The 15,373-nt window shown below is 71.8% G+C and carries 11 protein-coding genes; 1 reads left to right on the top strand and 10 read right to left on the bottom strand.

Translation table 11 applies throughout. The features are described from left to right. Positions 1–50: 50 nt before the first annotated feature. Entirely contained in the window at positions 51–893 is an 843-nt protein-coding gene (locus ABT001_RS30340) for a metallophosphoesterase family protein (RefSeq protein WP_351284086.1), read from the bottom strand. 558 nt (positions 894–1,451) lie between these two features. On the opposite strand from ABT001_RS30340, the gene ABT001_RS30335 reads away from it, so the two are divergent. Beyond that, entirely contained in the window at positions 1,452–2,648 is a 1,197-nt protein-coding gene (locus ABT001_RS30335) for a cytochrome P450 (protein WP_351284083.1), read from the top strand. 69 nt (positions 2,649–2,717) lie between these two features. On the opposite strand, the gene ABT001_RS30330 is transcribed toward ABT001_RS30335, so the two are convergent. The 9 genes from ABT001_RS30330 to ABT001_RS30290 all read right to left on the bottom strand — a co-directional run. Then, on the bottom strand, positions 2,718–3,827 hold the full coding sequence (locus tag ABT001_RS30330; RefSeq protein WP_351284081.1) for a DegT/DnrJ/EryC1/StrS family aminotransferase: 1,110 nt from the start codon (positions 3,825–3,827) through the stop codon (positions 2,718–2,720). Further along, a complete protein-coding gene (locus ABT001_RS30325; RefSeq protein WP_351284078.1) occupies positions 3,824–5,362 on the bottom strand; it encodes an NDP-hexose 2,3-dehydratase family protein in 1,539 nt (512 codons plus the stop codon). The genes ABT001_RS30330 and ABT001_RS30325 overlap by 4 nt, the downstream gene beginning before the upstream one ends. A gap of 73 nt (positions 5,363–5,435) precedes the next feature. Continuing rightward, entirely contained in the window at positions 5,436–6,146 is a 711-nt protein-coding gene (locus ABT001_RS30320) for a class I SAM-dependent DNA methyltransferase (protein ID WP_351284075.1), read from the bottom strand. A gap of 14 nt (positions 6,147–6,160) precedes the next feature. Continuing rightward, complete coding sequence (locus tag ABT001_RS30315) at positions 6,161–7,417, bottom strand: activator-dependent family glycosyltransferase (RefSeq protein WP_351284072.1); 1,257 nt, start codon at positions 7,415–7,417, stop codon at positions 6,161–6,163. 111 nt (positions 7,418–7,528) lie between these two features. After that, a complete protein-coding gene (locus ABT001_RS30310) occupies positions 7,529–8,551 on the bottom strand; it encodes an NAD-dependent epimerase/dehydratase family protein (protein ID WP_351284070.1) in 1,023 nt (340 codons plus the stop codon). Next, positions 8,548–9,153 (bottom strand): dTDP-4-dehydrorhamnose 3,5-epimerase family protein, encoded by a 606-nt coding sequence (locus ABT001_RS30305; RefSeq protein ID WP_351284160.1) that lies wholly within the window; start codon positions 9,151–9,153, stop codon positions 8,548–8,550. The genes ABT001_RS30310 and ABT001_RS30305 overlap by 4 nt, the downstream gene beginning before the upstream one ends. 108 nt (positions 9,154–9,261) lie before the next feature. Continuing rightward, the gene (locus ABT001_RS30300; RefSeq protein WP_351284068.1) at positions 9,262–9,999 is read right to left on the bottom strand and encodes an ABC transporter permease; all 738 of its coding nucleotides are present in this window, start codon (positions 9,997–9,999) and stop codon (positions 9,262–9,264) included. Further along, on the bottom strand, positions 9,996–10,955 hold the full coding sequence (locus tag ABT001_RS30295) for an ABC transporter ATP-binding protein (protein WP_351284065.1): 960 nt from the start codon (positions 10,953–10,955) through the stop codon (positions 9,996–9,998). The genes ABT001_RS30300 and ABT001_RS30295 overlap by 4 nt, the downstream gene beginning before the upstream one ends. Positions 10,956–11,011: 56 nt before the next feature. Beyond that, on the bottom strand, positions 11,012–15,373 hold a 4,362-nt coding region (locus tag ABT001_RS30290; RefSeq protein ID WP_351284062.1), incomplete at its 5' end, for an SDR family NAD(P)-dependent oxidoreductase.

The raw sequence follows: 15,373 nt of genomic DNA, 5'->3' as shown, positions 1-15,373 counted from the left end.
TCGCGGCCGGCAATCGCGCCGGACCGGACGGTGGCGGCCCAGGCCCAGGCTCAGGCCGGTGCGGGAAGGATCGTGCGCAGGCGCCCCGGAGGCGTCGTACGCCGTCGCCATTCGCGGGGGTAGCCGACCGAGACCTCCTCGAAGCGGACACCGTCGTACCAGGTGGTGCGTGGTATGTGGAGGTGCCCGTAGACCATTACCGAGGCCTCGTACCTCAGGTGCCAGTCGGCGGTGAGCTCCGTGCCGCACCATTGGGCGAATTCCGGGTAGCGCAGGATCCGGGTGGGCTCGCGTACCAGGGGGTAGTGGTTGACCAGGACGGTCGGGCGTCCCGCGCGCTCGTCGTCGAGGCGGCGCCGTGTCAGTGCGACGCGAGCCCGGCACCAGTCGTCCAGGCCGGGGTGCGGGTCCGGGTGCAGCAGCATCTCGTCGGTGCACACCACTCCGGTCTCGTAGGCGTAGGCCAGCGCCTGTTCCTTGGAGTGCGTCCCGGCCGGGCGCCAGGAGTAGTCGTAGCCGAGGAAGAGCGGGACTATCAGGGTTTCCGCCCCGTCGGCGTCCTCCCAGACCGGGTACGGGTCTTCCGGCGTCACCACGCCGAGGCTCCGGCAGAGTCCGACCAGGTGCTGGTAGCGGGCCTCGCCGCGGAGCTGGACGGTGTCGTCGCGGGGGGTCCACAGTTCGTGGTTGCCTGGTGTCCAGATCACCTTGGCGAAGCGGCGGGTGAGTACGCCGAGGACCCATTCCACGTCGTGAACGAACTCACCGATGTCACCGGCGACCAGAAGCCAGTCGTCGTCACCGGTCGGTCGGAGTCCTTCGACGATTTCGCGGTTCTCCGCGTATCCGATGTGCAGGTCGCTGATGGCGAGCAGCCGACGGCTCCTGAGCATCCGAGCACCTAAGCCTTTCCCGACCGGGCATGCCGACGGCCGGCGGTCGGCGGCCCGGCAGAGTCCGAGCCTACGAGAGGCTGCGGGGTACGGAACACCCCTAGCCGGGGCCGGCACCCCTAGGTGTCCGGCCCGTGGGCACGGGGGTGGCGGGGCTCGCGGTTCCTCCCCGGCCCGCCGAAATGCCTGCCAGTCGGCTGTACGGGGCCCGGCCGGTCGAGCGAGGTGCGCAGGCCCTTCCGCGGGACCGGCCCGCCCCCCGGGTCCGGGGACGGACCGGCCGGGTGGTTAGGGGTTCTCCGCGTCTCGGCCGCCCGCTTAGCCTGCGGGCAGAGATCGGCCTGTGAAGTGACGGGGAGGGCATGAGCGTTCGGGAGCCGGTCCCCCGTGACCGGGAGTCCGCTCTCCCGTCGGCGGGATACGGCGTGGGCAGACACGTCGCGGGACCCGAAGCGGCCGTCGCGGTGGCTCGCGAGGAGTGCGCCGGAGGGTACGGGCCGGTGCGGGCGGGCTCGCCGCGCGGGCCCGGCAACGTACCGATGCAGAGGGATGGATGGCATGAGCGTTCTCTACGACCTGAACGACCCGGCTCTGGCGGCCGACCGGTTCGAGTACTATCGGCGGCTTCGCGAGAGTGATCCGGTGCACCGGACGGCGACGGGATTCTGGGTGCTCACCCGGTACGACGACGTCGATGCGCTGCTGCGCTCCCCGCACTCCTCCAGCGCCTTTCCCCAGGAGCCGGGCTGGGCCATGAGCCGGGGCGGGCCGACCTGCCCGGTGATGCGCAGTGTCGACAAGTGGCTGCTCCTCAAGGACGGGGCCGACCACCGCCGCCTGCGCAAGCTGATCGCCCGGGTCTTCACGCCGCGGTCCATCGACCGGTTGCGGCCTCGCATCGACGAGATCGTCGACGGTCTGCTCGACGCCATGGGAGAGGGCGAGGTGGACCTGGTGCGGGACCTGGCGCTGCCGATGCCCGTGGCCGTGGTCGGGGAACTGCTCGGGATACCCGCCGAGGACCGCGCGCGGTGCCGGGACTGGACGGACAAGGTGGGGTACGTACTGGACCCCGACGTCGCACCCCGCCGCCGCATCGCCATGAACAAGGCCGAACCGGAGTTTCGGGCCTACCTGTTGGAGCTGATGGCCTCGCGGCGCGGTGCCGACCCCCAGCACGACCTGCTGTCGGTGCTGATGGAGGCCGAGGACGGCGAGCAGCTCACCGAGGAGGAGATCGTCGCCAACATCCTGCTCATCTTCAACGCCGGCCACGAGACCACGGTCAACCTGATCGGCAACGGCATGCTGGCTCTGCTGCGGCAGCCCGACGCGCTGGAGGCCCTCCGGGCGGACCCGGCGCTGATGCCGACCGCGGTCGACGAACTGTCCCGCTTCGACCCGCCGGTGACGCTGGCCACCCGGATCGCCACTGCGGACATGGAGATCGGGGGCAGGACCATCCCGAAGGGGGCCCATGTGATGGGGTTGCTGGACGCCGCCGGGCGGGACCCGGAGCGTTATCCCGACCCGGACCGCCTGGACCTGTCCCGTACCGAGCCGAAGACGCTGGCGTTCAGCTCGGGCCCGCACTTCTGTCTGGGGGCGGTGCTGGGGCGTCTGGAGGCGGCGACCGTGTTCTCCAAGCTGCTGGGGCGGTACTCGAAGATCGAGCTTCTCCGCGAGGACCTTCCGGTCAACCACCACTTCAACCTGCACGGGTTGCTGGAGCTGCCGCTGCGGCTCACTCGCTGAACGGCGGGCGTACGCCGCGGCCGGGGACGGTCTCCGCCCCTGGCCGCGGCGTTCGTGTCCGCGTTCGTGTCACACCGTGCGCAGAACTTCGCGCAGGGCGTCGATGACCTTGTCCTGGCGTTCCTCGGAGAGCGAGGCGTACATCGGCAGGGAGAAGATCTCGTCGGCCATCGCCTCGGTGACCGGCAGCGACCCCTTGGGCTGTCCCAGGTGGGCGAAGCCGCTCATGGTGTGCACCGGCCAGCGGTAGCTGATGTTGAGGGAGATGTCGTACGCCCTGAGGGCTTCGATGATCGCGTCACGCCGGGGGTGGCGCACGACGTAGAGGTAGTAGACGTGGTCGTTGCCGGGGGTCACCTCGGGCAGGACCAGACCGCTGTCCGCCAGGGCCTCGGCGTAGCGGGCGGCGACGCGGCGGCGGGCGTCGAGGTATCCGTCGAGGCGGCGCAGTTTGCGGCGCAGGATCTCGGCGTGGACCTCGTCGAGCCGGGAGTTGTGGCCAGGGGTCTGGACGACGTAGTACTGCTGCTCCATGCCGTAGTAGCGAAGCCTGCGCAGAGCGGCGTCGGTGTCCGCGTCGTCGGTGATCACCGCTCCGGCATCGCCGTAGGCGCCGAGCACCTTGGTCGGGTAGAAGGAGAACGCCGCCGCTCTGCCGGTGGTGCCGGCGAGTCGGCCGTGCCGGCGGGCGCCGTGGGACTGCGCGCAGTCCTCCAGTATCACCAGGCCGTGGCGGGCGGCGAGGTCCTCGAGCGGTGCGAGGTCGACGCACTGCCCGTAGAGGTGTACGGGGAGCAGGCAGCGGGTGCGCGGGGTGATGGCGGCCTCGACCTGGGTGGTGTCCATCAGGTAGTCGCTCTCGCGCACGTCGACGAAGACGGGCGTGGCGCCGACCTGGTCGATGGCGATGACGGTGGGCGCGGCGGTGTTGGACACCGTGATCACCTCGTCGCCCGGGCCGACGCCCAGGGAGCGCAGTGCGAGTACGAGGGCGTTGGTGCCGTTGTCGACGCCGACGCCGTGCGCCAGGGAGTGGTAGGCGGCGAACTCTTCCTCGAAACCGCTGACGGAGGGTCCGAAGATCAGTTGGCCGGAGCGGAACACCTGATCGACGGCGTCGAGGATGTCCTCGCGCTCCGCCTCGTACTCGGCGAGGTAGTCCCATACGCGCGTGGTCATGTCTGTCGTCTTCCTTCCGGTTCGGCCCGACCGTCCGCGCCGAGGTGGGCATTGGTGCCGTCGCCGGCCGGGGGCCGGCCGGCCAGGCTGTGCAGACAGGCGATGACGGAGCGGGCCTGGATGTTGAGGTAGTGGCTGTGGCGCAGCAGGGCTCCTGTCTGGTGGAGCGCCAGCCAGCGGTATTCGGGGCAGTCTCCGAGGGGGAGTTCGGCGTCGGACTCGACGACCATGTACCGGGTGCGGGCGTGCAGGAAGCGGCCGCCCTCCTCGGAGTGGACGGCGTCGAACCGGACGTTCTCCGGCCGGGCGGCGAGCACCGTGTCGAGGAAGCGCGGGCGGGCTGCCGGAGGTAGGTGCTCGTAGGTGTCGGGGATGCACTGCACGGTCGGGGCGAGTTCCAGCACGTCGAGGTGGCCTGCTTCGACGCGGGCGTGCAGCAGGACGTGGAGCACGCCGTCGAACTCGCGTACCAGCAGTGCGACGAGTCCGGTGCCGCGCGGGGCGATCATCGGCTGTTCCCAGCGGCCGACTTCGCGGCCGACTGCCTCCACCGCGACGCCGACCACGTCGAAGAACAGGTCGTTCTCGTGGCGGATGCGGCCGTCCCGCAGGTGCCAGCCGACCACGCGGTCGAGTGGGATCTCGCGGACGCGGCGTTCCTGGCGCGTGCGCTCCTCGGTGATCCAGCCGAGGATCTCGCTGTCGGTGTGGGCCGCGCGGAAGCCCGGGTCGGCGGAGTGGTCCAGCGCCCGGCCGAAGCGGTCGTGGCCGGCGCGGGGGTACGCGGAGGCGGCACCGGGGCCGGAGACGGGGAGGCAGGACAGCACCGTACGGGCGTCCATGTTGACCATGTCGTCAAGGAGCAGCAGCGAGTGGAGCTGAGCCAGGGTCAGCCAGCAGAAACTGTCGAGGAGGTCGACCGGTTCGGTCACCTCGACGATCATGTTGCGGTTGACCTTGTGGTGGAACCAGGCACCCTGTTCGGACTGGCGTACGTCGGCGAGGACCCGGTGGCGGGCCGTGTCGCGGAAGTGGTCGAGGTAGGGGACGGCCTTGCCCCCGTGCACACCGGTGTAGTTACTGCGGGTGGCCTGGACGGTGGGCGAGAGCTGGATCCCGTTGATGTTGCCGGGTTCGGCCTTGGCCTGCATCAGGAAGTGCAGGACTCCGCCGAACTCCTTGACGAGGATGCCGAGGATGCCGACCTCGGGCTGGCTGATGATGGGCTGTTGCCAGCGTTCGACCGCCGCCCCGGGCACCTCGACGTCGAGGCCCCGGACGGTGAAGAACCCGCCGCTGGTGTGGCCGATGTCTCCGGTGTGCGGGTCGGCACGCCAGCTCCGGAGGGTCTCCAGCGGGCGCAGTTCGACGGTGGTGCGGGTGCGGTCGCGGCAGTCGGCGAGCCAGGTGCGGAAGGTCGCCGCGTCGGTGTGGAGCCCCTCGTGGGCCAGCGCGGACACGGCGAGGCGTGTTGCCGTGTCCCGGCCTTCGTCCGCGGTCGCCGCGCGGGGGGACTGCGGGCTCGTCCGGTTCACGTCTGTGGCTCCATGCTCTGCGCGGGGGAGGTCGGGTACTTCGCCGTTGCGCGGGGTAGGTCCACCGCCCGGGTCAGGCGCGTACGGCGAGGAACAGCCCACGGCCGTTGTGCACCTCGGGAAGGTACTCGACGGCGAAGCCGGCCTCGGCGAACGCCTTCTCGTACTGGCCCCGGGTGTAGAGGCGTGCGAGATAGGTCTCGACGAAGTGGCGTATGCCCTGCTCGGCGCTCGCGACGGTGTAGTGCACCTCCATGCGTGACTTGTCGTCCTGGCGGGTGGCGTGCGAGACACGGGCCATGGTGAGGCCCTCGGCGGTGCACACGTCACCGGCTACGTGGCCCGGCGTGAACGTGTCGTCGAACCACCACGGGTCGACCAGGACCACGCCCCCGTCGGAGAGGTGCGCCTCGAAGCGGCGCAGCGTGGCAATGAGGTCGGCCTCGGTCATGGCGTGGCCGATGGAGCCGAACATGCAGGTCACGACGTCGAACCGGGCTCCCAGTTCGAAGTCGCGCATGTCTCCCTGGTGGATGATGTCACCCAGCTTGACGCGAGCGGCATCGACCATCGGCCGGGACAGTTCCAGGCCGGCGACCGTGTCGAACATGCCCGCGAAGGCTTCCAGATGGGAGCCGGTGGCGCAGGCGACGTCCAGCAGGGAGGTCGCGTCGGGGGTCTTCTTCCTGGCGAGGTCGGCTACGTACCGGGCCTCACCCGCGTAGTCCTTGCCCCGCGCCCGGTGGATCAGGTCGTAGGTCTCGGCGAACTCTGCTCCGTACACGGCGGTGGGTCCCCTCAGCGGGTGGTCTGGTGTCGGGCGGTGAGGTCCTCGAGGACCGGGACGATCTCGTTGGGCGAGGGCGCGGAGAGCACGTCGTCGCGGAGTGCCTGCGCTCCCTTGCGGAACGCCGGGTCCTCCAGCAGGCGCACGAGGGACTCCCGGACCCGCTCGGGGGTGACCTCGCCCGGCAGTACGCAGAGGCCCGCACCCGACTGCTCGATGAGGTCGGCGCGGACCACGGTGTCCCAGAAGCCGGGCAGGATCATCTGCGGTACGCCGTAGAAGGCCGCGGTGGACTGCACGCCCGCCCCACCGATGTGGATCACGGCCGAACAGGTCGGCAGCAACCCCTGCATGGGTACGAAGTCCATCACGGTGGCATTCGACGGCGCGGTCTCCGCCGACTCGCCGGGGGCGGGCAGCAGTGTGGCGATCAGCTCGATGTCCAGGTCCGCGAAGGCGTGCAGGGCACCGATGCTGAACATGTCGAAGCCGAAGTAGCCGCGGACCGAGACGCCTGCGGTCACGGCGACGCGGGGCTTCGCGGGCTCCGTGCTCAGCCATTCGGGCAGTTCGGCCTGCCCGTTGTAGGGGACGTACCGCACGCCGACGACGGGCAGACCGTTGTCGATGCGGTGGGAGGGCGGGTTCGGGTCGATCGTCCACTGTCCGTGGGCCACGGTCTCGTCGTACGTCGCGCCGTGCCGTGCGAGTGTCTCGGTCAGCCAGTTCCTCAGCGGGTCCGTCCGCTCGCCCTCGGGGCGTTCGGCGATCCGTGCCAGGAAGTCGTTGCGGGACCGGGTGACCACGTCCGCGCCCCACAGCATGCGGGCGTGTGCGGCTCCCGTGGCGCGGGCGGCGACGGCGCCGGCCCAGGTGAACTGCTCCCACACGATCAGGTCGGGCTGCCACCGCCGGGTGTACGCGACGAGTGCGTCGGTGAACTCCTCGTTGTTGACGGTGCGGAAGTACTGGGTGACCGTCTCGTCGAAGAACCGGAGGAGTTCGTCGTGGCCGAGGTCCGCCGAGTGCGTCACCGCCTCGACGACCCGGGCAGCCCAGCCCTCGTCCTGGCTGGCCTCCATCACCTGCTTCCACCGGTGGTCGGCGCCGAGCGGCACCGCCGTCAGTCCGGTCCTGGTGACGGCCTCCGCCATCTCGGGCTGGGTGGCCACCCTGACCTCGTGGCCGGCGGTCCGCAGGGCCCAGGCCAGCGGCACCATGCTGAAAAAGTGTGTCTTCTCCGCATGCGAGACGAAGAGAATGCGCATGGTCGCCCTCCAGACGGTCCACCGGCGCACAACGGCCGGCTCTTTTCCGCGTGTTCGGTTCAGGGCGAGAACCTAGGGATTGCCTCGTGCGGGGAACAACCCCTACCGCCCCTACACCCGACCTGCGTCACCCCGGCTCCGGGCCCGGTCGGCCCCCACGGGCGCGAGCGCGGTGACGGTGCGCCGGAGCGCTTCATCGAGTTCCACCCGCGCGGTCCAGCCGGTGACGGCGGCGAAGGGGCCGGGGTCGACGACGACGTCCACACTGTCGGCGGGGTCGGCGGAGGCCGGGGGCTCGACGGAGACGACGGGGACGGCAGGGGCGCCGGTGTGCGCGGCGACGGCCGCCGAGACGCCGGTGAACAAGGTGCGCAGCGTGACGCCCGTGCCCGTCCCGATGTTCCAGTACGCACCAGCCAGCCGGTCTGCGTGGTCGAGGGCGGCCAGGAATGCCTCGACGACGTCGTCGACGTACACGAGGTCGCGGCGGACGGAGCCGTCGCCCCAGATCGTGAGGGGGTCGCCGGCCAGGGCGCGGCGGGTCATGGTGGCGACGACACCGCGGTCGGGGGCGGTGCTGTCGGGGCCGTGGCCGAAGACCGTCGGGAGGCAGAGCGAGACACCGCGCAGGATCCCGTCGGCGGTGGCGCGGGCGAGCACACCCTCGGCCTGCAGCTTCTGCCGGACGTACGGGCTCCTGCCCCGGTCCGGGTCGGCGGCTGATCCCGCCGCGTGGTCGTCGAGGTGGGTGGTGGTGCTGGGGAAGACCACCACGGGCCGCCGGGCCGCCGCCTCGACCGCGTCGGTGAGGTCGCGGACCAGGCCCACGTTCATCCGCTCGGCGGCGGTGTCGCCCTCGGCGACACGCCAGCCCGCGTCGGTGGCGGCGACCAGGTGAAAGACCGCGTCGGCCCCTTCGACGGCCTCGGCCAGCGCACCGGGGGCGGCGAGATCCGTGGTGCGTACGTCGATGTCGGCCACGGCACCGGTGGGGGCGGGGGTGGCCCGGCGGGCCACCAGGCGCAGCCGGACCGGGCGTCGGGCAAGGGCGCGGGTGAGTGCGGAGCCGAGGAAGCCGGACGCACCGAGCACCACGACGAGGGGGCGCCCGGCGCCGGCGGTGCCGCCGCTCACGCGTACATCGCCTTCTCGATGCGCCGGCACTCCTCGTACACCGGGAGCATTCCGGCTTCGGCGGCCTCGGCCAGGGTGGGGGCGACCGCGTCGCGCTCCGAGAGGAGCATGCGCGTGCGGTCCGGCAGGGGCAGGCCTTCGAGTGCCGGGTCCAGAACGGAGAGGGCCAGTTCGTACTCGGCGACGTAACTGCTGGAGACCATGTACGACATGACCGTGTCGTCCTCGAGTGCGACGAAGGCGTGGCCGAGGCCGAGGGGGAAGTACATGGCCCGGTGGTCGCTCTGATCCAGCAGGACCGAGTCCCAGACGCCGAAGGTGGGTGAGCCGACCCTGATGTCCACGACGATGTCGAGGGCGCTGCCGCGCGCACAGTACACGTACTTCGCCGAACCGGGCGGGGTGGTGGTGAAGTGCACGCCGCGCACCACGTCGCGGGCGGAGATGCTGTGGTTGGTCTGGGCGACCGGGAACAGGGGGTGCCCCACGGCGGCGGTGAACGCGGGCTCCTGGTAGGGCGAGAGGAACGCGCCCCGGTCGTCGGGGAAGGCCTTCGGGGTGAAGGCGAAGGCGCCCTCCACCCGCAGCGGGCGGGCGGACATGGAGCCGGTGGAGACGACTCCCCCGGCAGTGACCGACAGGTTCTCTGACAAGGCGGACCTCACGGATCGGTGGGGCGGGAAGAAGTAGGTGTTGCTCCGAGCGGTGGTTCAGCGGAAGCGGCGGCCTTCGTCGGCGCGGTAGGCGCGGTAGGCGAGGAAGGCGAGGGCGAGGGTCCACACACCCTGCGCGATCAGTGAGGTGGGCTGGGGCGTGTAGCCGCCGACCGCCGCCCACACCAGCTCGGCGGAGCCCCGGACCGGTGTGTAGGGGGCGATCACGGCGATGAAGCCGTCGGTGGACCGGGGGTCGGCGAGCAGTCCGCCGAGGACGACCAGGACGAGCGGCGCGATGCTGGTCAGCGTCGCGACGAGGTAGGGGTTGACCGCGTACCCGATGGCCAGCATGAGCAGGGCGAACGGGATGACGGCGAGCAGCACCGCGCCCATTCCCAGGAGGAGTTCGGGCAGTGAGGCGTCGGCCCGGGTGGCGACGGCGGCGACCAGGACCAGGGGGATCGCGCCGAGCAGCGTCATCAGCATGCTCAGGGTCACCATGCTGACCATGCGGGGCACCGGGCCGCCCGGCAGGGTGCGGACGTAGCCGCCCCAGGGTTTCATCCTCGCGTCGGCTATGCCCATGCCGTACTGGGCCGAGCAGATGATGAGGACGGCGAACAGACACATGGAGGCGGTGCCCATGGTCGCGGCCCGGGGGTCGTCCCCCAGGGTCGGGACGACGAACACGAGCATGCCGCCGGCGGGCATGAAGAGCAGTCCGATGAAGACGGCCGGGATCCGGACGGCCTCCAGGATCTCGAACTTGACGTAGGCAAGGGTCATCTTCACGATGTGGTCGTCTCCGCAACGTTCTCACGGTCGCTGTCTCGGCCGTCGGGGGTGGCGTGTCCTGTGTCCTCCGCCGAGTCGCGGTTGCGGCCCAGCAGTGCCAGGAAGGCGTCCTCCAGGGACCCGGAGCTGACTTCGAGGTCGCGGAAGGCCGCTCCGGTGTTCACCAGGTCGCGGACCAGCCGGTCGGAGTCCTGGCAGATCAGGTGGACCCGGTCGCCCTCCTGCTCACTGGCGATGAGACCGGGCAGGGTGGGTACCTCCGCCATCCGTACGGAGACCCTGCGCAGGCCGCTCACCCGTCGCAGCGCCTCGACACTGTCGTCGGCGACGCTGCGGCCCCGGTCGATGATCACGACGCGTTCGGCCAGCTCTTCCACCTCGTCGAGGTAGTGGCTGGTCAGTACCACGGTTCCGCCCTTCTCGTGGAAGGCTCGGACGCCGTTCCACAGTGCGTGGCGTGCCTCGACGTCGAGGCCGGTGGTGGGCTCGTCGAGGAACACCAGATCGGGGTTGCCGACGAAGGCCAGGGCGATGGCCAGACGGCGCTTCTGGCCGCCGGAGAGGCCACCGACCTGACGGTCGGCGAATCCGGTGATGTCGAACTGCTCCAGCAGCGCCTTCTTGTCCGCCGGACGTTCGAAGTGCGCGGCCACGAAGTCCATCACCTCGGTGGCCTTGAGTGTTTCGGGCAGGCCCGTCTCCTGTGGTGTCATGCCCATCCGCCTCCGTGCCGCCACGTCCCTGGGGTCACGGCCGAACAGTTCGACGCGGCCGCTGGTGGGCTTGCGCAGGCCGGTGAAGAGGCTGATCAGGGTGCTCTTGCCGGCTCCGTTGGGGCCGAGCATGCCGAGCAGTTGGCCTGCCGGGATGTCGAGCGAGAGGCCGTCCACGGCGGTCGTGCCGCCGTAGCGCCGGGTGACCCCGATCGCGCGGGCCAGTGGTTCGGTTGTCATCGGGGGTCCTTTTCTCTGTCCGGGGGGTGGGCTCACGGATGTGGGGGCGCCGGGCCTCAGGACAGCTCCCCCACCCAGCGGTGGACGGCGCGGGCCGTCGTCCCGGCGTGCTCGGCCATGATCGTGAAGTGGTTGCCGGGTACGTCGACGACGTCCTGGGCGGTTGCCCAGGAGCTGCGCCAGTCCCGCCCGTCAGCGGGCTCGCGCAGCGGTTCCGAAGCCCTCAGCAGCAGGGTCGGGATGTGCGTGTGGGGAGGGCCGTCCTGCCAGAACAGGCCGCCGTACCACGCCATCGCGGTGAGGCGGCTGTCGTCCATGGCCACGAACTGCTCGACCCGGTCGAAGACCCCTTCGGAGAGTTCTGTGTTCCACTCCACGAGCAGCGGGTCGTCCAGAGCATAGACGTCCGCCAGCACCAACCCTGCCGGTGGGGTGCCCAGTTGGGAGAGGCGCATCGCCAGCCGGTGGGCGAGGATCGCACCTCCGGAGTGCCCGAACAGGACGAAGGGTGTGTCTCCGGCGTGCGCGAGAATGCCCAGGGCTTGCCAGTCCAGCGCGACGTCGGGGGTCGCGGGGAGCAACTCACCGCGGCCGTAGCCGAGTACGGGTACCGCGGCCACCCGGCGGGCGCCACGCAGCGGTGCGGCCAGGCGGGCGAACTCGTGGGGGCCGCCGCCGGCCGTGAGGCCGCTGACGCAGACCAGCAGTTCCGGCGCGGGCCCGTCGGCGAGTCCTACCAGGGCGGCCGGTCCGCCCGCCTCGGTGACGTCGTCGGCCACCGGTCTGAACCTGGCGGTGTCACCGAGGAGTCCGAGGAACTCCTGGACCCGTCCGGTGCGGACGGCCTCCCGGTAGAGGGACTCCAGCAGGCCCGCCGGGTTCCGGTCCGTGGGTGAGATCCCGAGTACGGGTGCGGCGGATACCGGGGGTCCGCCCACCGCCATGGCCGTTCCGCCGAGGAGGTACCGGGCGAGGGCGGCGGGAGTGGTGTGGTCGAAGACGACGGTGCCCGGCAGCGACAGACCTGTCGCCTTCTCCAAGGCGTCGCGTATCTCCAGAGCAGCAAGCGAGTCGACGCCGAGTTCCAGGAATTCGCGGTCCGGTGCGACAGGTCCGGTGTCGGGGTGTCCGAGCACCGTGGCGGTGGTGACGCGTACGAGGTCGAGTGCCAGCCGGTCCCGGTCGGGGCCGGTGAGGGCGGTTCCGCTCGTGCCCGCCGGCCGGGCCGGGGTTCGGACCGCCTCCGACAGCCGCTGGACCTCGCGGAGTTCGTCGAAGAGCGGGCGGGGCCGGGCCAGGGTGTACGTCGGGTGGAAGACGTCCCAGTCGACGTCGGCGGCGATGACGTGGGTGGTGGGACCGGCGACCGCGTCCCGCAGGACGGACCAGGTCAGATCGGTGTTCAGGGGACGCAGGCCGTGGCGTTGCGCGGTCGTGCCGTCCCCGCCCGTCGCCCACGGCCCGAAGGATATCGAGGTCGCGGGCAGGCCGAGGGACCGGCGGTGTGCGGCGAGGGCGTCCAGGCGTGCACTCGCGGCGGACCGGGCGGCCGTCCCGGCTCCGCCCCAGACACCCGTCACCGAGGAGATCAGTACGAAGGCCTCCAGCCCTGTGGTCAGTTCGTGGAGCGCTTGGGCGCCTTCGGCGGTCGCGTCCGCCCGGCGCAGGTGGGCGGGGTGCAGGTCCACCGCGGGTACGTCGCCGGCCGTGCCCACGGCGTGCACGACGGCGGTGAGCGGGTGTTCGGCCGGAACGGCCGCCAGTGCCCGTGCGACGGCCGTCCGGTCGGTGACGTCGGCGGCGACGAGGGTGACGCCCACCGGCAGGCTCTCGGCGAACTCCCGGGCGCCCTCGGCGTCGGCACCACGGCGGCCGAGGAGCACCAGGTGCCCGGCACCGTGGGCGGCGAGTGCGGTGGCCACTGCCCGGCCGACGCGTCCGGTTCCGCCGGTCACCAGGACGGTGCCCGATGGCTGCCAGTGCGGTATGCCGACGGGTGGTGCGGCGCGGACGATCCTGCGGGCCAGCACGGTCGCGCGCAGCGCGATCTGGTCCTCGCCCGCGCCTCCGGCGGCGAGCAGTCCGGCGAGCCGGGCGGCGGTCCGTGAGTCGGGGCGTTCCGGCAGGTCGACCAGGCCGATCCGGCGGTGCGGGACCTCCAGTCCCAGGGTGCGGGCCAGCCCCCAGACCGCAGCGGCGGCGGAGTCGGCGGCCGGGTCGGCCGGTCCTGTGGTGACCGCTCCGGTGGTCAGGCACCACAGCGGGGCGTCGAGGGCGATGTCGTCGAGGGCCTGGGTCAGGGCGAGGACGGGGGCGGGGTCGTCGGCGAGGCACAGCACTCCGGCTGCGGCCGGCCCGTGATCGAGGGCCCGCTGCAGTTCCTTGGTGCAGGTCTCCCGGTCGCCGCCGGCTGCGGTGTGGACCTCGGTGATCCGTACGCCCTGTTCGCGCAGCAGCGCGAGGAGGTGGGCGGTGCGGTCGTCGGCGGCACCTGCGGCGAGCCAGATCCCGTCCGGCACGGCCTGGCCGAACTCGGGCAGGGGACGCCACCCCACCTGGTAGAGGTGGCTGTCCGAGGCTGTCCGCTCCTGGGTGGGCCGGGGTTCGGGCCAGTAGCGGCTCCGCTGGAAGGCGTACGTCGGCAGGTCGGCCCGGGCGGTACCGGGGCCGAGGAGCGCCTGCCAGCCGACGTCGACGCCCGCGGTGTGCAGCCTGGCGACGGCGGTGAGCAGGGCGGTCGATTCGGGCCGGCCGGAGCGTTGGAGGGCCACGGCGAGGGTGTCGGCGGTGCCGTCGAGGGTACGTCCGCGTTCCAGGGTCCGTTCCAGCGGCGCGGTGAGCGTGGCGCCGGGGCCGATCTCGGCGAACCGGGTCACCCCCTGGTCGAGGAGCGTGCCGACGGCGTCGGCGAACCGTACGGTGGCGCGGATCTGACGGACCCAGTACTCGGGAGTGGCCATCGCGCCGTCGTCGGGAAGCCCGGTGACGGTCGACACGAGCGGGATGCGGGCGGGCCGGTAGTCGAGGGTCGCGGCCACGGCGGCGAAGCCGTGCAGCACGGGGTCCATGTGCGGCGAGTGGAAGGCGTGCGAGACGTCCAGGGCACGGATCCTTCGGCCGGTCCTGCGTCCCTCCTCAGCGAGTTCGGCGAGGGCGTCGGAGTCCCCGGACAGGACGACGTCCTCCCGGGTGTTGACGGCGGCGATCTCCACGCGCCCCTCGTACCCGGCGAGCGCCGCGAGCGCCTCGGCCTCGGTCATCCGTACGGCCAGCATCGCACCGCCCTCGGGCAGCTCCTCCATCAGCCTTCCCCGGGCTGCGACCAGGACGCACGCGTCGGCGAGCGGGAGGATCCCCGCGACGTGAGCGGCGGCGAGCTCGCCCACCGAGTGTCCGGCCAGTCGGTCCGGGGTCAGCCCCCAGGACTCCAGCAGCCGGAACAGCGCCACCTCGAAGGCGAACAGGCCCGCCTGGGTCCAGCCGGTGCGGCCGAGTGCTTCGGCGTCGTGGAAGACGACCTGGCGCAGCGGACGGTCCAGGTCCGGGTCGAGGTGGGCGCATACGGCGTCGAAGGAGTCCGCGAAGGCCGGGTACGTCTCGTACAGTTCGCGGCCCATTCCGGGCCGCTGGGCGCCCTGTCCGGAGAAGACGAAGGCAAGCTCCCCGCGGGCGGCGACGCCGCGTACGAGGCCCTGTCCCGTCCGGTCCTGGGCGAGTGCCGCCAGTTCGCGGCGCAGCCCTTCGGAGTCGGGTGCCAGGACCACGGCCCGGTGTTCCAGGGCGGCCCTGGCGGTGGCCAGGTGGCGGGCGGCGGCACGCAGGTCGAGGGTGTCACCGGTGCGGTCGAGGTGGGAGCGCAGGCGGTCGGCCTGGGCGCGCAGCGCGGCGGCGGACCGGCCGGACACGGGCCAGAGGACCGGCGTCCCTCCGATTTCCGGGACGTCCGCCACGGGCTGCTCCGCTTCCGGGGCAGCCTCGATGACGACGTGGGCGTTGGTGCCGCTGATTCCGAAGGAGGAGACGCCCGCCCGGCGGGGCCTGCCGGTCTCCGGCCACGGCCGGGACTCGGTGAGCAGCTCCACGGCCCCCTCCGACCAGTCGACCTCAGGGGTCGGAGCGTCGACGTGCAGGGTCCTGGGCAGGGTGCTTCGGCGGATCGCCTCGACCGTCTTGATGACTCCCGCGACGCCGGAAGCGGCCTGGGTGTGCCCGAGGTTGGACTTGACCGAGCCGAGCCACAGCGGCCGGCCGTCGGGGCGGTCCTGCCCGTACGTCGCCAGCAACGCCTGCGCCTCGATCGGATCACCCAGCCGGGTACCGGTACCGTGCGCCTCCACCGCGTCGACATCGGACGGCCCCAGACCCGCCGCACCGAGCGCCTCACGGATGACACGCTGCTGCGAAGGCCCGTTGGGAGC

Origin of the sequence: Streptomyces sp. NPDC002793 (genome assembly GCF_040295485.1) — a bacterium.
In the GTDB taxonomy this organism is placed as follows: domain Bacteria; phylum Actinomycetota; class Actinomycetes; order Streptomycetales; family Streptomycetaceae; genus Streptomyces.
The sequence above is the reverse complement of the archived record's forward strand: the minus strand, read 5'-3'. Positions and strand labels throughout refer to the sequence as shown.